Annotated in this window: 13 protein-coding genes; 8 read left to right on the forward strand and 5 right to left on the reverse strand. The window is 70.5% G+C overall.

The features are described from left to right. Nucleotides 1-233 precede the first annotated feature (233 nt). The gene (locus tag WMF19_RS23220) at nt 234-1,178 is read left to right on the forward strand and encodes a bifunctional methylenetetrahydrofolate dehydrogenase/methenyltetrahydrofolate cyclohydrolase (protein WP_437901069.1); all 945 of its coding nucleotides are present in this window, start codon (nt 234-236) and stop codon (nt 1,176-1,178) included. Nucleotides 1,179-1,233: 55 nt separating this feature from the next. Here the strand turns inward: WMF19_RS23220 and WMF19_RS23225 are convergent, their stop codons facing one another. Beyond that, complete coding sequence (locus WMF19_RS23225) at nt 1,234-2,910, reverse strand: protein kinase domain-containing protein (protein ID WP_437901070.1); 1,677 nt, start codon at nt 2,908-2,910, stop codon at nt 1,234-1,236. Between the two features lie 210 nt (nt 2,911-3,120). Next, the gene (locus WMF19_RS23230) at nt 3,121-3,936 is read right to left on the reverse strand and encodes a hypothetical protein (protein WP_437901071.1); all 816 of its coding nucleotides are present in this window, start codon (nt 3,934-3,936) and stop codon (nt 3,121-3,123) included. A gap of 330 nt (nt 3,937-4,266) precedes the next feature. Between WMF19_RS23230 and WMF19_RS23235 the strand changes: the two genes are divergently transcribed. After that, complete coding sequence (locus WMF19_RS23235) at nt 4,267-7,932, forward strand: hydantoinase B/oxoprolinase family protein (protein ID WP_437901072.1); 3,666 nt, start codon at nt 4,267-4,269, stop codon at nt 7,930-7,932. A gap of 71 nt (nt 7,933-8,003) precedes the next feature. Here WMF19_RS23235 and uxuA read toward each other — a convergent pair whose 3' ends face one another. Next, nucleotides 8,004-9,077: a mannonate dehydratase gene (uxuA, locus tag WMF19_RS23240; protein ID WP_437901074.1), complete on the reverse strand. Its 1,074-nt coding sequence runs from the start codon at nt 9,075-9,077 to the stop codon at nt 8,004-8,006. 70 nt (nt 9,078-9,147) lie between these two features. After that, nucleotides 9,148-10,812 carry a pectinesterase family protein gene (locus WMF19_RS23245; protein WP_437901075.1) on the reverse strand — a complete coding sequence of 555 codons (1,665 nt, stop codon included), beginning with the start codon at nt 10,810-10,812 and terminating at the stop codon, nt 9,148-9,150. Between the two features lie 127 nt (nt 10,813-10,939). Here WMF19_RS23245 and WMF19_RS23250 point away from each other — a divergent pair, with 127 nt between their 5' ends. The 6 genes from WMF19_RS23250 (at nt 10,940) to WMF19_RS23275 (ending at nt 21,057) form a co-directional block, all read left to right on the forward strand. Then, nucleotides 10,940-13,684, forward strand: coding sequence for a bifunctional acetate--CoA ligase family protein/GNAT family N-acetyltransferase (locus WMF19_RS23250; protein ID WP_437901076.1), 2,745 nt, complete (start codon nt 10,940-10,942; stop codon nt 13,682-13,684). A gap of 273 nt (nt 13,685-13,957) precedes the next feature. Further along, a complete protein-coding gene (locus WMF19_RS23255; protein ID WP_437901077.1) occupies nt 13,958-16,204 on the forward strand; it encodes a type VI secretion system Vgr family protein in 2,247 nt (748 codons plus the stop codon). A 20-nt stretch (nt 16,205-16,224) separates the two neighbouring features. Beyond that, on the forward strand, nt 16,225-17,361 hold the full coding sequence (locus WMF19_RS23260; RefSeq protein WP_437901078.1) for a DUF2169 family type VI secretion system accessory protein: 1,137 nt from the start codon (nt 16,225-16,227) through the stop codon (nt 17,359-17,361). Between the two features lies 1 nt (nt 17,362). Further along, the gene (locus WMF19_RS23265) at nt 17,363-18,442 is read left to right on the forward strand and encodes a hypothetical protein (RefSeq protein ID WP_437901079.1); all 1,080 of its coding nucleotides are present in this window, start codon (nt 17,363-17,365) and stop codon (nt 18,440-18,442) included. Between the two features lie 15 nt (nt 18,443-18,457). Beyond that, nucleotides 18,458-20,038: a PAAR-like domain-containing protein gene (locus tag WMF19_RS23270; RefSeq protein ID WP_437901663.1), complete on the forward strand. Its 1,581-nt coding sequence runs from the start codon at nt 18,458-18,460 to the stop codon at nt 20,036-20,038. 11 nt (nt 20,039-20,049) lie between these two features. Continuing rightward, entirely contained in the window at nt 20,050-21,057 is a 1,008-nt protein-coding gene (locus WMF19_RS23275; protein ID WP_437901080.1) for a hypothetical protein, read from the forward strand. Between the two features lie 75 nt (nt 21,058-21,132). Here the strand turns inward: WMF19_RS23275 and WMF19_RS23280 are convergent, their stop codons facing one another. Then, a complete protein-coding gene (locus WMF19_RS23280; RefSeq protein WP_437901081.1) occupies nt 21,133-22,368 on the reverse strand; it encodes a TIGR02270 family protein in 1,236 nt (411 codons plus the stop codon). Nucleotides 22,369-22,571: the final 203 nt, after the last annotated feature.

The following is a 22,571-nucleotide window of genomic DNA, read 5'->3' on the forward strand; positions in this document are numbered from 1 at the left end:
GAAGCGCCCGAGTCAACGACCGCGCATCGCGCTGGCGGGAACCGATGGGAATCGATGGGAATCGATGGGAATCGATGGGAATCGATGGGAATCGACGGGAATCGATGGGAATCGACGGAACCAGCGAGAAGGAACGTAAGAGTCGGCAGAGCTGGCAGCGCAGGCAGAGTCGAGAGTGTCGCCCCGCCGGAAACTTGACACCGATGCTCGCGCGTGCTCGTCTCCGCCCCAGGATGGACCCTCACCACATTCCGCCGAGCCCGGGCGCTCGCACGGCCAGCGTCCTCGATCCGACCGCGGTGGCGGAGACGTTCCGCAGCGGGATCCGGGCGGAGCTCGCGGCGCTGCCCGAGCCGCTGGTCCTGGTCGGTGTGCTCGCGGCGGATCACGGGCCGTCGTACACGTACGCGGAGTACACGCGCAAGGCGTGCGAGGACGTGGGGGTCCGCTTCGAGATCCGCCACGCGACGCGGCTCGACGCCGAGGAGGCCATCCGCGCGGCGAACGAGGACGCGCGCGTGCACGGGATGATGGTGTATTACCCGATCTTCGGCACGGAGCAGGACGTGTACTTGCGGGACAGCGTCGATCCCGCGAAGGACATCGAGGGGCTCCACACGTTCTGGGCGCGCTGCCTGTACCAGAACCAGCGCTTCCTGGACGAGGCGAAGACCAGGAAGGCGATCCTGCCGTGCACGCCGCTGGCGATCCTCAAGCTGGTCGAGGCGGCCGGCTTCTTCGGCGAGGGGGAGCGGCCGCTCGAGGGCCGGCGCGTGTGCATCTTCAACCGGAGCGAGGTCGTCGGGAGGCCGCTCGCGAGCATGATGGCGCACGACGGAGCCCACGTGACGTCGTTCGACATCGACGGTCCGTTGCTCTTCGTGCCCAGCGCCTCGGGCGACTCGCACGAGGTGCGCGAGACGACGGTGGACCGGGCGACCGCGCTGCGGCAGGCGGACATCGTGGTGACCGGCGTGCCCTCGCGGAGCTTCCCGGTCGTGCAAGGCGCCGAGATCCGCGAGGGCGCCCTCTGCATCAACTTCTCCACCTTCAAGAACTTCAGCGACGATATCCAGAGCAAGGCGAGCGTGTTCGTGCCCCGCGTCGGCCCCATGACGGTGACGATGGCGATCCGAAACAGCCTGCGGCTCTACAAGAACACCCACCCGGGCGGGTGAGCTCGCTCGCGGCGCCGGGCGCGAGCGCACGGGCTCCTCGCTGCGCGGCGGCCGGTCACATGTGGTCGGTGGGATCGTCCCGAGGGATCCGGGGCCTCGGGGGCAACGGCGCCCGTTTCCTGGCGGACGATGACGGCGCCGGCGGCGCGGGCGCGCTGGTCGGCGCCTCGGAGGCCGAAGGCGCGCCCGGCGCGGCCGTCGCGCTGTGGGAGGGCGGCGGCGCAGGCTCCGGTGTTGCGGTTGACGGCGCGGCGGCGGGCAGCGCGGACGCGGAGGCAGGCGAGGCGGCCGGGTCGGGCGGCGACGTCGGTTCGCCGCCCGGCGCGGGAGCGCGAAGGACCGCATAGGTGACGAGCCCCAGGGCGAGCGCGCTCGCGCCCAGGGCCAGCGAGATCCAGGCGCGGCGGCTGTCGGCTTTACTCGGGGCGAGCGTATTTCCAGCCGACGTCAACGTGCTGACGGCCCCCTGGAACGCCGGCGCAGCCCCCTCCGACGCGCCACCGCGTGGAGAGCCGTGGAAGGGGGGCACTGCTTCGTTCGGCAGCGTGGGCACGGACGCGCTGGAGGCGGCGCCCATCGTGCCGGGGCTCGGTCCCATCATTCCAGGGCTCGCCGCATCGGGACGCGGCCCTGTCGCATCTGGACGCGGCCCTATCGCATCTGGACGCGACCCTATCGCATCTGGACGCGACCCTATCGCATCTGGACGCGACCCTATCGCATCTGGACGCGACCCTGTCGCATCTGGACGCGCCCCTGTCGCATCTGGACGCGACCCTATCGCATCTGGGCTCGCGGCCATCGTGCCGCCACGGACGGCGAGCAGCGGAGACGGGCCCTCCGCAGGAACCGACGGCTGGAGACGTCGGGTCTCCGACCGCGCCGCGCCGACCGCCGCGCCGAACGCCTCGGCGAGCTCGCTCGCGCCCTGAAACCGATGCGCCGGGTCGCGCGCGAGCGCCCGCGAAAAGAACCCATCCACATCGGGCCCGAGCTCCGGCACGACGCTGGATGCGAGGGGGGCGTCCTCCGTGCAGATCGCCACGAACACCTCGCCGATCTCCTCGCCCGGGAACGGAAGACCGCCGGTGAGGCAGCGATAGGCGATCACGCCGACGGACCAGAGATCGCTGCGCCAGTCGAGGGTCTTGCTGCGGCGCACCTGCTCGGGGCTCATGTAGTAGGGCGAGCCGACGAGCGTGCCTGTCTTCGTCTCGTTGCCAGCCAGCAGCGTGCTCTGGGCCTTGGCGATCCCGAAGTCGAGGACCTTCACGAGCTCGTCCTCGTCCTGCCGCGAGAGAAAGAGGTTCGCCGGCTTGAGGTCGCGGTGGACGATCCCCATCTCGTGCGCGCGACGCAGGGCCTTGCACACCTGCGTGACGATGCCGAGCGTGGCCGCCATGGAGATTCGCCCCTCCCGCGAGAGCCGCGTCTCGAGATCCTCGCCGTCGAGGAGCTCCATCACGAGGAAAGGCGTGTCGCCCTCGACCCCATAATCGTGCACGTGGACGACGTTCGGTATCTTGAGCTGCGCCGCGGCCCTCGCCTCGCGCTCGAAGCGCGCCCGCGCGGTGGACGAGGCAGCGTACTCGGGCGCCATGAGCTTGACCGCGACCGTGGCGTCGAGCTGGAGGTGCCGGGCCACCCAGATCGACCCCATCCCGCCCCGCGCGAGCGTGCGCTCGAGGCGGTATCTACCGGCGACGACGCTGCCTTCTGCGAGCGAATTCATGAGCCTCGGCCTCTCGCTGGGAACGCGCGCCCGGGGCTCAGGAATCGAGCAGCCGGGGCGCCTCGCGCCCAACGAAGCAAACGAACGGGCCCACCGCAACAGGATCCGACCCGGACCGCGCGCCGCGTCCTTGCGCCTCGACCGGATCGCCGAGCTCGCGGCCTATTTGCGCCTCGGCCGTGTCGCCGAGCGCGCGGCGTCGCGCGCGGCCTATTTGCGCCTCGGCCGTGTCGCCGAGCTCGCGGCGTCGCGCGGCGCCGTCGCGAGGGCGCCTCGCCCGGCGCCCTGCGGCGCGCGGAGATCGCTCGCGCGCGCCCGCCGCGCGGGAGGGCTGCCGTGCGACGTCAGCGCCTCCAGGGCGGCGCGCAGCTCGGCGCGCACGTGCGGGCCGAGGAGCTTCTCCGCCATGGCGCTCAGGCGTCCTGCGAACGCGGCCATGATGCAGCCCGCGCGCTGGTCGTCGCGCTCCGGCGCGCCCGAGCGCCGGTAGTGCCGCGCGTAGTCGCCCGTGATCGCCCCGAGATCGCCGCCGACGTGGACCGCCTGCCTCATGAAGAGCCGCGCGGCGCGTTCGTTGGTGATCGACGGCATCTGCGCCAGGGTCATGGCCACCTCGGTCCTGCCCACGGCGAGCAGCATGGAGACCACCCGCTGGCGTGCGAGCTCGACGAGCCTCGGCGCGAGGGCGTGCTCGTCGAAGACGTGGACGTTCACCGGCACGAGCGCTCCGCCTTCCGTGCCGAGCTCGCTCAGGAACGCGTTCAGCACCGGCGAGCGCGTCGGCGCGGCGCGCACGTACTCCCGGGCACCGCCCGCGTTCGACGGGCCGCCCGGCGGGCGCGGGCCGGCGGCGGCCTTCGCGCGCGGCCCGGGCTGCGCCGACCGCCCGCCCCGTGCCCGCTCGAAGTGCCGCTCCGCCCTCCCCGCGCGCTCGTTCTCCGCGGCAGCGCCCGTCGCGCCGAGCAGCGCGGCCAGCCCCGCCGCGTGGGTGGCGGTGACGTGCGGAGGTGGTTGCTTGCTGGACATTCGAGCAGATCCTCTCGTTCGAGGGCTGCTGGAGCGCTTATCACGCCGCACGAACGGTTGTACAGCGCTGAACGTCGGTTCCCGGGCGGGCGTACGCGGCCATGGGGTCGTGGCAAGGCGGCACGCCGCGCGAGGTCACGGGGTCATGGCGCGGCGCCCCCCTTGCGCGCGGCGGGACGCTGCGAGCGTCCAGCGGCGTGGGCAGGCGCCCTCTCTCGACGGTCCTCGACGGTTGAAGATTGTTCAATGAAAACTTAGTCTTGCCGTCCTTCGGCTGGCAGAACAGCGCGGGAGCGCGGCGGAGGAGGCGTCCGGCAACGCGTGGGTTCCATGACCTCGACCTCGCACAAGTGGCAGTTCTGGATCGATCGCGGAGGCACGTTCACGGACGTCGTGGCCCGGCGGCCGGACGGCTCGCTCACCACGGCCAAGCTCCTGTCGGAGAACCCCGAGCAGTACGCCGACGCGGCGGTCGAGGGGATCCGCCGCCTGCTCGGCCTCGCGCCCGGTCAGGTCATCTCTCCCGCCGACGTCGAGTGCGTGAAGATGGGCACCACGGTCGCCACGAACGCGCTGCTCGAGCGCAAAGGGGACCGCACCGTGCTGGTCACGACGCGCGGCTTCCGCGACGCGCTGCGCATCGGGTACCAGAACCGCCCTCGCCTGTTCGATCGCCACATCGCGCTGCACGACCTGCTCTATGAGCGCGTGATCGAGGCCCGCGAGCGCGTCGGCGCGCGCGGCGAGGTGATCGAGCCGCTCGACGGCGAGGCGCTGCGCGGCCCGCTCTCGGAGGCGTTCGAGGCCGGCATCCGCGCCTGCGCGATCGTCTTCCTGCACGGCTACAGGTTCGCCGCGCACGAGCGGCGGGCGGCCGAGATCGCGCGCGAGGTCGGCTTCACCCAGGTCTCCGCGTCGCACGAGGTGAGCCCGCTGATGAAGCTCGTCTCGCGCGGCGACACAACGGTGGTCGACGCGTACCTGTCGCCCATCCTGCGGCGCTACGTCGAGCAGGTGGCCAGCCAGATGCCCGGCGTGCCGCTCTACTTCATGCAGTCGAGCGGCGGTCTGACGCTGGCCGGCCGCTTCCAGGGCAAGGACGCGATCCTGAGCGGCCCGGCGGGCGGCATCGTGGGCATGGTGCGCACCGCGCTCTCGGGCGGGCACGAGAAGGTGATCGGCTTCGACATGGGCGGCACCTCGACCGACGTGTCGCACTACGCCGGCGAGCTCGAGCGCGCCTTCGAGACGCAGGTGGCCGGCGTCCGGATGCGCGCGCCGATGATGAGCATCCACACCGTGGCCGCGGGGGGCGGCTCGCTGCTCGGCTTCGACGGCGCGCGGCTGCGCGTGGGGCCGGAGTCGGCCGGCGCGAACCCGGGGCCGGCGTGCTACCGCCGCGGCGGGCGGCTGGCCGTCACCGACGCGAACGTGATGCTCGGCAAGATCCAGCCGGAGTTCTTCCCGCACGTGTTCGGCCCAGGCGCCGACGCGCCGCTCGACCGCGAGGTGGTCGAGCAGCGCTTCCGGGCCATGGCGGCCGACGTGCAGCGCGACACGTCGCGCCCGATCACGCCCGAGCAGCTGGCCGAGGGCTTCCTGCAGATCGCGGTCGCGAACATGGCCAACGCGGTGAAGAAGATCTCGGTGGCGCGCGGGCACGACGTCACCCAGTACACCCTGCAGTGCTTCGGCGGCGCAGGCGGCCAGCACGCGTGCGCGGTGGCCGACGCGCTCGGCATGCGCCGCGTCTTCGTCCACCCGCTCGCGGGGGTCCTGTCCGCCTACGGCATGGGCCTCTCGGACCAGAGCGCGATCCGCGAGGCGGCCGTGGAGCGGCGCCTCGACGAGGCGGGGCTCTCCGCGGCGCGCGAGGCGCTCGCGCGCATCGGCCGCGACGCAGAGGCCGAGCTCGTGGGGCAAGGGTTCTCGCCGGAGCGGGTGCGGCTCGTCCGGCGCGTCCACGTGCGCTACGAGGGCACCGACACCGCGCTCGTCGTGCCCGACGGCGGCGCGGAGGCGATCCGCGCCGCCTTCGACGCGGCCTACCGCAGGCGGTTCGCGTTCCTGATGCCGGACAAGGCGCTCGTCCTGGAGAGCGTCTCCGTCGAGGCGATCGGGCCGGGCGAGGCCGCCGAGGAGCGGCCCGCGGAGGCGCGCCCGCACCGCCCCGAGGCCGACGCCCGGGCGCGGATGTACGCCGAGGGGGCGTTCCACGACGCGGCGCTGTACCGGCGCGAGCGGCTCGGGCGCGGCGCGGTGATCGACGGGCCGGCCATCGTCGCCGAGGCCAACGCGACGACCGTCGTCGAGCCGGGCTGGCGGGCGGAGATCACCGCGCTCGGCCACATGGTGCTCACCCGGGTGGCGCCGCGTCCCGAGCGACGCGCGGTGGGCACCGAGGTCGACCCGGTGATGCTGGAGGTGTTCAACAACCTGTTCATGAACATCGCCGAGCAGATGGGCCTGCGCCTACAGAACACCGCCCACTCGGTCAACATCAAGGAGCGGCTCGACTTCTCGTGCGCGCTGTTCGACGCGGAGGGCAGCCTGATCGCGAACGCGCCGCACATGCCGGTGCACCTCGGCTCGATGGGCGAGTCGATCAAGACCGTGATCGCGCGGAACCCAGGGATGAAGCCGGGGGACGTGTTCGCGCTCAACGATCCGTACCGCGGCGGCACGCACCTGCCGGACGTGACGGTGGTCACGCCGGTGTGGGACGACGCGGGCGAGCGCGTGCTGTTCTACGTGGCGTCGCGCGGCCATCACGCGGACATCGGGGGCGTCACGCCGGGCTCGATGCCGCCGTTCTCCAGGACGATCGAGGAGGAGGGCGTGCTCCTCGACAACGTGAAGCTGGTCGAGGCCGGGCGGCTCCGCGAGGCGGAGATCCTGGCGCTGCTCGGCGGAGGGCCGTACCCGGCGCGTAACCCGCAGCAGAACCTGGCCGATCTGCGCGCGCAGATCGCGGCGAACGAGAAGGGCGCGCAGGAGCTCGCCGCGATGGTGGCGCAGTTCGGCCTCCCGACGGTGCAGGCGTACATGAAGCACGTGCAGGACAACGCCGAGGAGAGCGTGCGCCTCGCGATCGCGCGGCTCGACCCGGCGCTCCTCCACGACGGGCGCTTCTCGCTGCCGCTCGACAACGGCGCGACGATCGAGGTGGCCATCCGGATCGACCGGGAGCGCCGCGCGGCGGTCGTGGACTTCACCGGCACGTCCGGGCAGATGGAGAACAACTTCAACGCGCCCCGCGCTGTGACGATGGCCGCGGTGCTCTACGTCTTCCGCACGCTCGTCGACGACGACATCCCGCTCAACGCGGGCTGCCTGAAGCCGATCGAGGTCGTCATCCCCGAGGGCTCGATGCTGAGCCCGCGCCCGCCGGCCGCGGTGGTGGCCGGCAACGTCGAGGTGTCGACCTGCGTCACGAACGCGCTGTACGGGGCGCTCGGCGTGCTCGCGAGCAGCCAGCCGACGATGAACAACTTCACGTTCGGCAACGAGCGGCTCCAGTACTACGAGACGATCTCGGGCGGCTCGGGGGCGGGCATCGAGATGGGCGGGAGCGGCGGCGGTGGCACGCGCGCCGAGCGCGGCTTCGCGGGGACGAGCGTCGTGCAGACGCACATGACGAACTCGCGGCTGACGGATCCGGAGGTGCTGGAGCACCGCTTCCCGGTGCGGCTGGATCGCTACGAGATCCGCGAGGGCTCCGGCGGGGCCGGGCGCTTTCCTGGCGGGAACGGCGGCACGCGCGCCGTGCGCTTCCTGGAGCCGATGACGGCGTCGATCCTGTCGAACGGGCGCTCGACGGCCGCGTTCGGCCTGGCCGGCGGGCGCGCGGGCGCGCCCGGGCGCAACCTGGTGGTGCGCGCGGACGGCTCGGTCGAGGTGCTGGGGCACATCGGATCGGTCGAGATGGGGAGCGGCGATGTGTTCGTGATCGAGACGCCGGGGGGCGGCGGGTACGGGGCGCCGGAGGCCGGGTGAGCAGGCGCATTCCCCCTGATGTCGCGGCGCCCTGCTCCCCTGCCCGCTCACCCGCTCACCCGCTCATCCGCTCATCCAGCGGTGGGCGCCTTGGCGGCGGGTCCGGGCGATAGCTTGCACGTGGCCTCCCACAGCCCATTGAGGTACACGAGGCCCAGCGCGCGGTCGTACAGCCCATACCCCGGCTTGCCGGTCTCGCCCCAGATCATGCGGCCGTGGTCCGGGCGCACATAGCCGTCGAAGCCGACGTCATGGTACGCCTTCACGATGGCGGCCATGTCGAGCGAGCCCTCGCAGGACAGGTGGGCAGATTCGAAGAAGGTGCCGTCCTCCTGGACCGCCACGTTGCGCAGGTGCCCGAAGGGAATGCGGCCCATGCCGCCGAACTCGCGCACCAGCGATACGATGTTGTTGCACAGGTCGGCCCCGAGCGAGCCTGAGCACAGCGTGATGCCGTTGGCCGGAGAGTCGACGGTCTTCACGAGGCGCATCAGGTCGTCCCGGTTCTTGACGATGCGCGGCAGGCCGAAGATCGGCCGGGGCGGGTCGTCCGGGTGCATGGCCATGCGGACGCCGACCTCCTCGGCGACAGGGATGATGCGCCGGAGGAAGTGTTCGAGGTGCGCCCACAGGGCCTCTTCGCCGACGTTCTTGTACTCGTCGAGGACGGCGCGGAGCTGCGCCGGCTTGTAGCTCGAGTCCCAGCCGGGCAGCGAGATGCCTTGTTCCGGGTCGATCTCGGCCACCGCCGCGGCGTCGAAGGCCAGGGTCAGCGAGCCGTCGGGCAGCTCTCTGGCCATCTCGGTGCGGGTCCAGTCGAAGACCGGCATGAAGTTGTAGCAGATCACCTTCACACCGGCGGCCGCGCAGTTGCGGATGTTCTGGCAGAAATTGTCGATCAGCCGCTCGCGGGTCGGCTTGCCGAGCTTGATGTCCTCGTGCACCGGCACGCTCTCCACGACCTCGAACCGGAGGCCGGCGCCCTCGATGCGCGCCCTGAGCGCCTGCAGCCGCTCGACCGGCCACACCTCGCCCACCGGCACATCGTAAATAGCCGAGACGATGCCGTAGATGCCCGGGATCTGACGGATGTACTCGAGCTTCACGGGGTCATTCTCGCCGTACCAGCGAAAGGTCATCTTCATCGTTTCGGTCCTTCCAGCGTCACGGGTCGTCCCGTGCAGATCTCGGGGTTCGAGGGGCCGCGCGGCCGGCTCAGCGCGGCGGGGCCCATCCGCCGAGCACGATCGCCGGATCGCGCATCATCGCCGCTTGCGCCGCGGAGATCTGCGTCGATCCGGCGATACGCCCGCTGGTGTCGATGAGGCGCCCTTCGGTGTCCCGGCTCTGGTACTCCCAGAAGCGGAGGGAGCGCGGCGCGGCCCCGCCCGTGATCGTCCACCCCGCCCGCGAGATGTGGCTGCCGAGCGTGCAGTTGATGTACGCGACGTGGCTCGCCGGATACTGGCTCACGTCGATCCTCGCCAGCGTGCTCCCCGTGATGCCCGCGTCGCTGGTGATGCGCGAGTCGACGAAGACATAGCCGTAGCCAGCGTCGCCGTTGCGCGCCTGCACGACGTAGCCGGATCGACCGACGGTCTTGATCTCGCACCGGTTGAAATACGCCGCGCCCGTGCCCCACACGAAGTCGACGTTGCCGGCGATCGTGCAACTGTCCGCGTAGATGCGCCCGGACCAGAGAAGCGTGTCCTGGAGGCTCAGGATATCGGCGTCGCGTACGACGCACTTGTCGCAGTCCTGGATGCGCAGCGCCTCCGCCTGGGAGCCGCCCTGCGGCGTGAGGTTGTGGATGGTGAGGTTCTCGATGACGAGGCCGCTCACCTTGTCGGCGCCGACGAGCGCGCGCCCCCTGGTGCTCGGGTTCAGGTTGTTGTTGTTCGTGCCCGACAGGACCGTGCCTTTGCGGTCGGCCCCGCGCAGCGTGATGTTCTGTTTGTTCTCGAAGTAGACGACCCCGTGGTGGACGCCGCGCTGAACGGTGATGACCACGCTGTCCCGGTTGTTCGCCGGGATAGCGTCGAGCGCGCCTTGCACGGAGCAGAAGTCGCCGGAGCCGTCGAGCGCCACCTCGAGCGACGAGACGTTCGATGGGCCTGCGTCCGCCGTATCGAAGCGCCACGCCGTCGCGTCCGCGATCGCGAAGGAGCCGCCCCCCGGAGGGACGATGGCGCCGGGGTCGACCGTGACGTAATAGGACTCGCCGTAGTCGAGCGCGCGCGCCGGCAAGGACACGACGGCATCGTTGCCGTCCACGTACACCGGGCGAGGTACGTTGAACGTCCGGCCGCCGATCGTGGCGCTCACGGTCATCGAGGACATGTCGACCGTCGCGACCGCCGCGCCTGGCCGGGCGGCGTTGAACACGCGAACGGCGCCCGCGCTGCCCAGCTTCGGAGCGCCGGGGAACGTGATGCGGAGCGGCGGATCCGGGCACAGCCCCCGGGCGCCTGGCGAGGGAAACAGCGCGCTCACGCCGGCCGGGAGGTCGACCGGGCCCGCGCCGCCGTCGCCTTGGCTCGCGCCGGTGCCCTCGCCGCCGCCGGCCGCGCCGGCACCGCCTGCTCCCGCGCCGGCGCCGCCCGCTCCCGCGCCACCCGATGCCGCGCTGCTGGTCGACCCGCCGCCGCCCGATGCCGCGCTGCTGGTCGAGCTGCCTCCGGTCGATCCGCCGCTCGTCGAAGCGCCGGCGGTCGAGGCGCCGCTGGACGCCGCGGTGCTCGCGTCGTCCGCTGTCCCAGCGTCCTCGCAGGCGATGGCACACAGACCGAGGAGCCCGAAGAGAAAAAGTCGAGAGCGGATCATGGCGCCGGCGCAGGGTATCAAGGCGCCGCGCAGCCTGGCAATCTTCGCACAGGGCACGGAACGTGCTCCTGCTCTGTTCGCAGAGACTCCCCATGCACCCACCCCGACCGCGTGGCACGACGGCCATCGTCGTTCCGCGCAATGGTCCCCGTGGCGTTCGCCCCATCACCCCTCGAGGAGCTTCATGGCTGACTCCGTACCCATGACCGACCGTGCCCACGATGTCCTCCGTCAGGAGCCTCAGAGCCTCGACCCCATCTTCAGGCCGCGGAACGTCGCGGTCATCGGCGCGACCGAGAACAGCGGCGCCGTCGGCCGCACGCTCCTCTGGAACCTGATCAGCAACCCGTTCGGCGGCACCGTCTTTCCGGTGAACCCGAAGCGGCAGAGCGTCCTCGGCATCAAGGCCTATCCGAGCATCGCCGCCGTGCCGGCGAAGGTGGATCTCGCCGTCCTCGTCACGCCCGCCGCGAGCGTGCCGGGCCTCATCGGCGAGTGCGTGGACGCCGGCGTCCCCGGCGCGATCATCATCTCGGCCGGATTCAAGGAGATGGGCCCCCCGGGCATCCAGCTCGAGCAGCAGATCATGGAGCGCGCCCGCGGGAAGATGCGCATCATCGGCCCGAACTGCCTTGGCGTCATGAACCCGATCGGCGGGCTCAACGCGACGTTCGCGAAGGGGCAGGCGCGGCCGGGCAAGGTCGCGTTCGTCAGCCAGTCCGGCGCGCTCTGCACGGCGGTGCTCGACTGGAGCCTCAAGGAACAGGTCGGCTTCAGCGCGTTCGTCAGCGTCGGCTCGATGCTCGACGTCGGCTGGGGCGACCTGATCGACCACCTCGGCAACGACCCCAAGACGAGCAGCATCCTCATCTACATGGAGTCGATCGGCGACCCGCGCGACGCGCGAGCGTTCCTGTCGGCCGCCCGCGAGGTGGCGCTCACCAAGCCGATCATCGTGATCAAGCCAGGCCGCAGCGAGGCGGCGGCGAAGGCGGCCGCCTCGCACACCGGCTCGCTCACCGGCTCGGACGAGGTGCTCGACGCGGCGTTCCGGCGCGTGGGCGTGCTGCGCGTGAACGACATCGCGGACCTGTTCTCCATGGCCGAGACGCTGGCCAAGCAGCCCCGGCCGCGCGGCAACCGGCTGTGCATCGTCACCAACGCCGGCGGCCCGGGCGTGCTGGCGACGGACGCGCTCGTCGCGAACGGCGGCGAGCTGGCGCCGCTCTCGCCGGAGATCCTGGGCGAGCTGAGCAGCTTCCTCCCCGCCGCGTGGAGCCGCAACAACCCGGTCGACGTGCTCGGCGACGCCGGCGCCGACCGCTACGCGAAGGCCCTGGAGATCTGCGCCAAGGGCCCGAACAACGACGGCGTGCTCGTCATCCTCACGCCGCAGGACATGACCGAGCCGACCCAGACCGCCGAGGCGCTGCGCAAGCACGCGCACGTCGAGGGCAAGCCGGTCCTCGCCAGCTGGATGGGCGGCGTGGAGGTGGAGGCGGGCAAAGCGATCTTGAACCGCGCCGGGGTCCCGACGTTCGAGTACCCCGACACCGCCGCTCGCGCGTTCTGCTCCATGTTCCGCTACGCGTACGCCCTCCGGGCGCTGTACGAGACCCCGAGCACGGACGAGCGGGCGCTGAACGTCGATCGCGAGGCGGCCAGGGAGCTCATCGCCGGCGTCCGCGCGTCGGGCCGGACGCTCCTGGATGAGGTGGAGTCGAAGCAGCTCATGGCGGCGTACGGCCTCCCGACGGTGCCGACGGCCGTCGCGAGGAGCGCGGACGAGGCCGTGGCCACGGCCAGGGAGATCGGGTATCCGGCCGTCCTCAAGCTGTACAGCGCGACGATCACCCATAAGACCGACGTGGGCGGCGTGAAGCTCGATCTGCGCGACGACGACGCCGTGCGCAGGGCGTTCGAGGAGATCCACGAGAGCGTCTCGCGGCGGGCCGGCGCGCAGCACTTCCAGGGCGTGACGGTCCAGCCGATGATCTCGCTGAAGGACGCCTACGAGATCATCCTCGGCAGCTCGATCGATCCGCAGTTCGGCCCGGTGCTCCTGTTCGGGGCCGGCGGGCAGCTCGTCGAGATCTTCAAGGACCGCTCGCTGGGCCTGCCGCCGCTCAACGCGACGCTGGCCCGGCGCATGATGGAGCAGACGAGGATCTACCGCGCGCTCAAGGGCGTGCGCGGCCGCAAGCCGGTGGATCTCACGGCGCTCGAGCACCTGCTCGTGAGGTTCTCGCAGCTCGTGATCGAGCAGCGATGGATAAGCGAGATCGACATCAACCCGCTCTCCGTGAGCGCGGAGGGGGCCATCGCCCTCGACGCCCGCGTCGTCCTGCACCCGCCGGACACGCCGGAGTCCGCGCTCCCCAGGTCGGCGATCCGCGAGTATCCCACGCAGTATGTGACGGAGCTCAGGAGCAAGGACGGGCAGGCGTTCACGATCCGGCCCATCCGCCCCGAGGACGAGCCGCTGATGGTCGGGTTCCACCAGAAGCTGTCCGAGCGGACCGTGCGGCTCCGGTATTTCTATCCGATGCAGCTCGACCTGCGCACCGCGCACGAGCGGCTGACGCGCGTCTGCTTCGCGGACTACGACCGCGAGATGGCGCTCGTCGTCGAGAAGCCGCCCGCGGGCGGCGCGCAGCGGCAGATCATCGGCGTCGGCCGGCTGAGCAAGCTGCCAGGCACGCGCGACGCGGAGTTCGCCCTGCTGATCAGCGATGAGCACCAGCGGCAGGGGCTCGGTTCCCGGCTGCTCGGCCTCCTCGTCCAGATCGGCCGCGACGAGGGGCTCTCCCGCATCAGCGCCGACATCCTGACCGAGAACGTGGAGATGCAGCGCGTGGCGCAGAAGCTCGGCTTCCAGGTGACGCGCGAGATCGGGGACTCGACCGCGAGGGCGGAGCTGACGCTGTAGGCGCGTCCACCAGGTCTCGTGCCCGCCCAATGACCTGTCGGCACGGGATCGCCGTCGCGGCGGTCCCGTCTGGCCCACGTCCAGGCATCCTGTCCGCCGCCAACGTCGTTGAAACCGATACGCCTCGCACTCGTGCCTTTCGTGTCTTCCTGGTGACCTGTTGGTTACGATTATGGCAGCAAGGCAAATGGCAGCGATCCGCGCGTCGGATCAGCGCGCCGTCCCGCGCGATTTCCTCTGGCGCGGCGGGGCGGCTTCCTGAATCATGTTTGCATGGCTACCTTCTCTCCGTCCGACGTGCTCCGCTATATCGACGTCACCGTCGCTTCCGGGGATCGGCTGGATGTGCGGCACTTCCACGTCACGGAGCGAATGAGCGCGCTGTTCGAGATCTCGCTGGTCGTCGTGTCGGACAACGCAGACATCGACTTCGAGGCCATCGCTGGCCAGCCGATGAGATTCACGCTGCGCCAGAACGCCGTCGGGCGGGGCGCGCGCACGTGGACGGGCATCTGCAGCCACATCGAACAGTCGGCGGCCGAGGACATCGGCGTCTCCACGTACAAGCTCCTCCTCGTACCAGCGCTGTGGCTGCTGGCGCAGCGCCGGAATCACCGCATGTTCCAGCTCCAATCGGAGCTCGACATCGTACGGACGCTCCTCGCGGAGTGGAACATCCCGACGTCGGAGCGCATCTCCGCCACATACGGGAAACGCAAATATCGCGTCCAGTACGGTGAGACGGACTTCGCGTTCATCTGCCGGATGCTCGAAGACGCCGGGATCAGCTTCTACTTCCAGACGACAGAGGACGGCGAGACGAAGCTGGTCCTTGACGAGGCCCCGCACCGGAACGCCCCGAGAGAGCCGTCGATCGCATTCCGCGACAACCCGACGGACGCCGACCTCGAGCACGTCACCAAGGTGCGCGTCGGCCGCCAGATCCGGCCTGGCAAATATTCGGTGCGCGATCACGACCACCGCCGGCCGCCGGGCTACGCTCTCCTCAGCACGGCGAAGGCCACGGAGCCGCTGGAAGAGCCGCTCGAGCGGTTCCATTACGTGCCCGGCGCCTTCCTGTACGAGAGCGACAAGGGACAGCCCACGCCCGTCGCCGACGACAGGGGGCGTTACCGGACCGACGAGAAAGAGGCCGGCGCTCTGGCGCAGCGCAGGCTCGACGCGCAGCGCGTGGGGGCGCGGACCGTCGCCTTCGACACGAACACGCTCGATCTCGCGCCAGGCGCCGTCGTCTCCTTCCTCGATCATCCGAAGAGCGAGCTGTCCCCGAGCAGCGCCTTCCTCGTGACGCACGCCACGCTCAGCGGCGAGCGTCACGGCGAATGGACCTGCACCTGCGAGGCCGTGAGCGCCAGCCTGACCTACCGGCCGCCGCTCGTCACCCCGAAGCCGAAGACGGCCGGCGTGGAGAGCGCGACGGTGGTCGGCCCTCCCGGCGAGGAGATCCACACCGACGAGTTCGGCCGCGTGCGCGTCCACTTCCACTGGGACCGCGAGTCGAGGATGGACGAGACCTCCTCCTGCTGGATCCACGTGAGCCAGCCGTGGTCCGGCGCGGGCTTCGGCGGCACGAACCTCCCGCGCATCGGCCAGGAGGTGATCGTCGACTTCCTCGGAGGTGATCCCGATCGGCCCATCATCGTCGGCCGCGTGTACACCGGACTCCAGACGACGCCGTACAAGCTCCCCGACAACAAGACCCAGAGCGGGTGGCAGAGCCGATCGTCCCCGGGCGGCGGCGGCGACAATTACAACGAGATCATGTTCGAGGACAAGAAGGGCCAGGAGCTCCTGCGCATGCAGGCGGAGAAGGACCTCGACAAGCTCGTGAAGCACGACGAGGCCGTGCGCATCGGCCACGACCGCACGAAGCAGGTGGGGCACGACGACATGCTCGTCGTGGGTCACGATCGCGCGCGGACGGTCGCGCACGACGAATCGGTGAGCATCGGAAACGACCGAACCCGGTTGGTCGGGAACAACGAGAGCGTCACGATCGGCAACAGCCGCACGAAATCGGTGGGCGTCAACGAGTCGCTGTTCGTCGGCGTCAACCAGAGCGAGCAGATCGGCGCGAACCGCACAGTGGCCGTCGGGGCGAACCACCGCGAGACGATCGGCGCGAACATGAGCGTGAGCGTCGGCATGGCGAAGGCGGAGACCGTGGCGCTCGCCTCGGCCGAGACCGTGGGCGCAGCGAAGGCGCTGACCGTGGGCGCTGCCTACGCGATCACGGTCGGCGGGGCGATGGCGACGAACGTGGCGCTCGTCCAGAGCGAGAGCGTCGGGCTGAGCAAGACGGTGACGGTGGGCGACAAGATCACGATCACCTGCGGCGCCAGCGTCATCACGATGGACAAGGAAGGGATGATCAATATCTCCGGCAAAGACATCACGGTCAGCGCGACGGGCGTCGTGAACGTGAACGCCAGGGGCGACGTGAACGTCGAGAGCGCCGCGAACGTGAACGTCAAGGGATCGAAGATCCACATGAACTGACCCGCCCGGGTGCTTGACCGATGGAAGTCATCAACGCCACCAACCTCGACATGAACGCCACGGAGTCGCTCGACAAGAGCGGGCGGCCGTGGCTCGTGGTCGTCGCGAAGGCCACCTACCGCATCCCCACCCACCCCGCAGCGACGCCCGAGCTCTCCGACAGCCCTCGTGGCCTCCTGTACAAGGACGTGTTCGAGGGAGAAGAGGGCCTGTCCACACCCCTGCTCGAGAACGACCTGGTCCCGTTCAAGCCCGCGTGCGACGTCATCGTCAAGGGCTCCGCGCACGCGCCGCAAGGCAGACCGGTCACCGAGACGACCGTTGGCGTCAAGGTCGGCCCCATCCAGAAGGCCATCCGCGTGCTCGGGAACAGGACCTGGGTCAAGCGCTTGAGCGGGTACGAGCCGAGCAACCCAGCGCCCTTCACCTCGATGCCGATCACCTACGGCCGCGCCTTCGGCGGCGCGTTCGACAACCGGGCGATCGGCTCCGACGACCCCGCCGATTTCCTCGCACATCCAGCGAACCTGATCGGGTGCGGCTACGCGCGCGGCAAGTTCCTGAAGCTGCTCGAGGGTCGGCCCGCCCCCAACCTCGAGGCCCCCGGCATCCCCATCTCGGATCCCGAGAAGCTCTACGCGCCCATGTCGCTCGGTCCGATCGCGCGCAACTGGGCGCCCAGGCTGACGCTGGCCGGCACGTACGATCAGGCGTGGCGCGACGAGATCTTCCCCCTGCTCCCGCCTGATTTCGACGAGCGTTATTACCAGAGCGCGCCCGCCGATCAGCAGATGCCTTATCCGAAGGGCGGTGAGGAGGTCACCCTGCTGAACCTGCTCTCCACCAGCGGTATCGCGAGCTTCCGGCTCCCGGATCTCGATCTGCCCATGGTCGCGCTGTCGAGGCGCCGTGGCCACGCCGTGCTCGCGCCGGTCGTCGACACGCTCGCCATCGACGCGGACACCGCCACGTTCGACCTCGTCTGGCGCGCCCGCCTGCCCCTCGCTCGGAGCATCGACGAGATCCACACGGTCGCGGCCGGCAGCGTCTGCAAGCGCTGGTGGAAGAGCCGGGTCTACGGCACGGAGGATTGCGGCTGCGGCGGGGTCGAGACCAGCGACGAAGACCTGGCCCCGGTCACGAAGGCGCTGGACTGACATGACCGCAAAGCCGCCCATCTCCGTCGTCTCCTCGGGCGTCGTATGCAGCGTCGGCCTCTCGACGGCCGCGGCCTGCGCCGCGATCCGCGCCTCGATCGACAGCTTCGCGGAGACGCAGTTCATCGACCGCCTCGGCGAGCCGGTCCTCGGCGCGGCCATACCCGCCGGAGCGCTGGAGCTGTCCGACGAGGCCGACGGCGCCACGCTGGGCGGGGACCGGAGGCTCGCGCACATGTTCGCGCTGGCCGCCACCGAGTGTCTCCAGCAGATCGACGGCCTCGACGTCGCGCGGACGTGCCTCGTGATGCTGGGCCCCGAGGAAGGCCGTCCCGCCCTTCCGGAGGAGGCGCTGCGACGTCGCCTCGCCGCCTTCGAGAGCGTCTGCGGCAGGAAGCTCCACGGCGACGCTCGCGCGATCCAGGGCGGCAGCCCCGGCCTGATCGAGGCGCTCACCCACGCTCGAGAGCTGCTGGCCTCGCCGTCGATCCACGGCGTCCTCGTCGCAGGCGCGGACAGCTTGCTCGACCCCGAGGAGATCAGCGAGGCGCTGAGCGACGAACGGCTGCTCACCGGCGGGAGCGCCGGGGGCTTCATTCCCGGGGAAGCCGCGGCCTGCGTGCTCGTCACGCGCCGCGCCGAGCGGGACGCGCGGGACGTCCAACGCGCGCCGGCGCTCTCGATCGCAGGCCTCGGCATGGCGCACGAGCCGCAGACGCTGCAAGCCAGGCAGCGCAGCCGCGGCGTCGGCCTGTCCAGGGCGATCCGGCAGGCCCTGGAGGAAGCCGGCATCCCCGCGGACGCGGTTCACGCCCGCTACGCCGACATCTCCGGGGAACCCTATTTCTTCGAGGAGGCCAGCCACGCGTGGACGCGCGTGCTGCGCGGCCCATCGCCGCCTGGCCACAGGCTCTTCACGCCCGTCACGCGGGTCGGGCACGTCGGCGCGGCCATGGCGCCGCTCCTCCTCGCGATCGCGCTCGATGACGCTCGCAAGGGCCGGGCGGCCGGCCCGAACACGCTCGTGCACCTCTCCAGCAGCGCCGCGCCGCGCGGAGCGCTGCTGGTCGTCGCTTCATGAGAACGGGTGAATCCGATGGCCCACCACGTCTACGCGAACGGCAACGAGATCTGCTCCAGGAGCGCCGACGGCACGTCGGTGATGGCCACCGACGTCTGCTTCTCGCCCGGCGCGCCTTTCCCCGGCGTGCCGGTGCCTTACATGAACATGTGCAAGGCGCCGGATATCACCAACGGCTCGAAGACGGTGTTCATCAAGGGGGAAGAGATCTGCCTCGAGGACAAGAGCTACTTCGCGACGAGCTACGGCGATGAGCCGGCCACGCAGGCCATGAAGAGAGGCACGGTCTCCGGCGCCGTGCAGGGCAAGTGCTACTTCGTCTCCTGGTCCCCCAACGTGTTCGTCGAGGGGCTCGCCGTGACCCGACACATGGACATGGTGACGCACAACCATTCCAACCCCGCCAACACGCCGCCGGTCTATTATATCTCCCGCGCTGCGCCGCCCGGCGCCTGCAAGAAGGACGTCGAGCGCATGGAGAAGCGCTGCAAGCCCGACGAGGACAAGCGGAAGAAGCGCAAGGGCATCCCGGCGGACAAACAAGGCGGCAACCACGGCTCGTGGGTGCTCGACCACTGTGGGCCGCTCTTCGTCAAGCCCGGCGTCGACCTCGACAGCTGGCTGAAGGACTTCGGCGACATCAACTCGGTCATCAGCCAGGCGACCGCCACCCTGCAGAGCGAGGTCATCGCCAAGCTGGAGAAAGAGATCGCCGAGTTCGCCGTGAAGAAGGCGGTCGCGTTCGCCGCGCGCCGCGGCCTCACCGGCTGGATCCCCGTCGTCGGGTGGGTCATCACCGCGGTGGACGTGGTCAGCACGGGCATCGAGCTGGCGGAGAAGATCCCTCAGATGAGGGAAGAGCTCGACGAGCTGAAGAAGATGGCATCGTCGCTGGACGAGGGTGCCCGGAAGATCACCAGCACCTTCGACAGGTTCAAGGACAAGATAAAGAACTTCGACAAGCTGTCACCGGAGGAGCAGAAGAAGGTCGCCAGCGAGGTCATGGCCGACGTGCAGAGCGCCTACGCGGCGGCGAGCCCGTGCCTCCGGGCGCGCAAGTGTCTCCTGGTCCCCTACAAGGAGACCGACAGCCAGGCGGACACCTGGGCCGGAAAGGGATGTTGCCCCGGTCAGACAGGGCACCACCTGCTGCCGGACGCGATGTTCCGCAACCCCGAGAAGACGGCGGCGTACCGCGACGCCTGGAACAAGGACCCCGCGACGAAGGGGAAGACCATCCAGCGCGACAACCTGCCGAAGGAAGAGTGCTGGCAGGGCTACACGGAGAAGGGCGCCCCGACGATCTGCATGGAGGGCACCAACAACACGCAGGGGAGCCACGGGCTGTTCCACAAATATACAGAATTGAAAATGAAGCCGCACCTGAACAGCCGCACGATGAGCTACAAGGAAGCGCGCGATCTGATGGTGAACGAGGTCGCCCGCCTCTATGGGTGCGACGCCGACTGCCTCAAGGCGCAGCTTGACGCCTATTACCAGGGCGCCCATAACTGCGGCCCGCTGGCGGGCGCGAAGGTCGTGCCTCACTCCGGGATGGCCGGCGGCGGGCCCAGCGTCGAGCACGACGGAATGTAGTGGAGAGGCGGATGATCCTGGACCGAGAGCACTGGGAGAGGCACTGCGCAGGTTATACCGTGTATGACTGCGCGATCATGGACGCTGCGCGCACCTTCTACGTGATGGTCGAGAGCACGGACAGCCCCCACAGGGATCCTCTGCCGCGGACGCGCTTCCTGTTCGCGCGCGCCGACAGACCCCTGGATCAGAAACGGTTCGTCCGCAGCGAGCTAGGCGACTTCGGCTTCACCGAGATCGCGTATGGCCCGTCGGCGATCGAGTTCGTGGCCGTCGACACGGGCAGGCAGGTCTTTTCCTACGATCGATCCCGCGCAGGTCAGGAGGCCGACATCCCGGGCGAGCTTCCTTCCACGACGCTCCTGGCCGCCACGAGCAAGATCGCGCGTGTCGGGCAATCCATGTACGCGGTGGGCTGGCCGCGCCGCGTGTACCTTCGCGCGGGCCTCTCGTCCTGGGCGCCGCTGGACAGCGGGATGCCTCTGCCGAAGAAGCTGAGCAGCAGCCACGAGGACGATCGGATCGAGGCGCAGACCAACTACACGTTCAACGATCTGGCCGGCTTCTCGGAGACGGACATGTACGTGGTGGGCGACGCCGGTGAGGTGTGGCGCTTCGACGGCGCGCGGTGGGGCCGGTGCGCGTTCCCCACGAACCAGCGGCTGTGCACCGTCGCCTGCGGCGCCGATGGCAAGGTCTATGTGACCACCCAGACGGGCAGCATCTGGGTCGGCCGCGGCGACGCCTGGAAGCTCCTGGTCGACGTCGAGCGGAGCGTGCCGTTCCGGGACAGCGCCTGGTTCGGAGGCAAGCTGTGGTGCGGCTCGGATTACGGTCTGTGGACGGTCGAGGGCGACGAGCTCACGACGGCGGAACTCCCCGCGGAGGTCTTCCTGGCGTCGGGCCGTATCGACGTCTCCCCTGACGGCGGCCATCTGCTCACTGCCGGCGCGCACGGCGCCGCGCTGTTCGATGGAGCCCGCTGGGAGCTCCTCTTCAGCTCCCACGAGTTTGCCTGAGGCGCGGAGCCGGCCCCCCTATCGATCACAGCGAGCGGTGTGGCGCGCTTCGGCATCCACGCCAGGGCCGCTGTCTCATTTCAGCAGGGCGGCCTGCGCGTATCCGGGCGCGTGCACCGGGAACAGCCCGCCTGTCCTCGACGCCCGCAGGAGCTCCACCGCGGCGGAGGCCCGCCACGGCTGAGCGCCTGTGCGGAGACACGCCTCGACCCACGCGGCGGTGAGCGCGCGCCCGCCGAGGCGCCGCTCTCCCGGCGCATGTCCGGGCCGCGTCTGCTCCCAGTGCGCGCGGATCGCGGCGCCATCGGGCTCGGGCAGGTCCTCCCAGGGGCTCGCGACGGCTCGGGCCACCACGTCATCGGCAGGCTCGATGTCGGGCGCACGCACCACGAGCGGCGGCTCCAGCCTGGCGCCGGTGATGGTCGCGTACACCCAGGAGGCGCGGCGCGACAGCGCAGGCTCGCGCTCGATCACCTCGAGTATCCAGGGAACGCACGCCGCATCGCCCCGAGCGGCCGCCCCCGCGAGCGCCGTGGACAGGCTCTCCGGGGCCGCGGCGAGCTCGGCGAGGCGGGCGGCCGCTTCCGCCGCGCCGACACAACGCACGGCGAGCTCACACGCGGCCGAGGCCGCGGGCTCGCGCCGGGCAGCAGCGGCTTCCCACAGCGAAGGCAAAGCGCCGGTATCGCCGAGGAGCACCGCGGCCCACGCGGCCCACGGCCACGCCTCGTCCTCGCCGGGCTGCGCCGCCGCGCACAGCTCCGCGAGCAGGTCGCGCCGCCCGAGCCGACCGGCAGCGCGAAAGGCTCGCGCGCGGAGCCCGGCATCCGGAGCGCCCATGCTCCTGCGAAGCGCCGCGCCGGGATCCTGTCGGCGGGCAGCGTGCGCCGCGATGGCGAAGCCCTGGAACGCCGGCGGACACTCGTTGGCGAGCAGCTCGTCAAGGACGTTGCTCGCGCGCAGGTCCGACAGCCACGCGAGCGCCGACACCAAGGCGCGCTCAGCTCCCGATCGCCTCTCTGCGCCGACGAGGAGCCGGGCCAGCGCCATCGCGTTGCCCCGCTCTGCGGCGACGTGCACGGCGACGAAGAGCTCGGGGACGCCGCCGCGCGACGCTGCATCCAGGCTCTTCTCGAGGCCGACATCGCCGGCGATGACGAGGCCCTCCAGGTTCGCCTGGAGCCTCCGGTCGATCTCCGCGAGCGCGTCCAGATCGAACAGCGGCGAGCGGCACGCCTGCTCCCGTCGCTCCCACAGGAAGGAGGCCTCATCGGCGTGCCTCTCGACGATCGGAACCAGGACCCTGTTCATCGCCCGCGCGCTCGGCTGCCGGTCGCGCCCATCGCGCGACGCGCGCGGCATTGTTGGCGCGGCGCGGGTCGCTGTCGAGCGGCGTCACGCACTTGGCACGAGCTCTCGACGCTCCGTGCCCGGTTCCATGCACGATCAAACACGACGACGATTGTGGTTCGGTGCGCACCGGATCCAGGGCGGCCCGGTCGAGATCACGAGAG

Source organism: Sorangium sp. So ce124, assembly GCF_051525235.1.
Classification (GTDB): Bacteria; Myxococcota_A; Polyangia; order Polyangiales; family Polyangiaceae; genus Sorangium; species Sorangium atrum.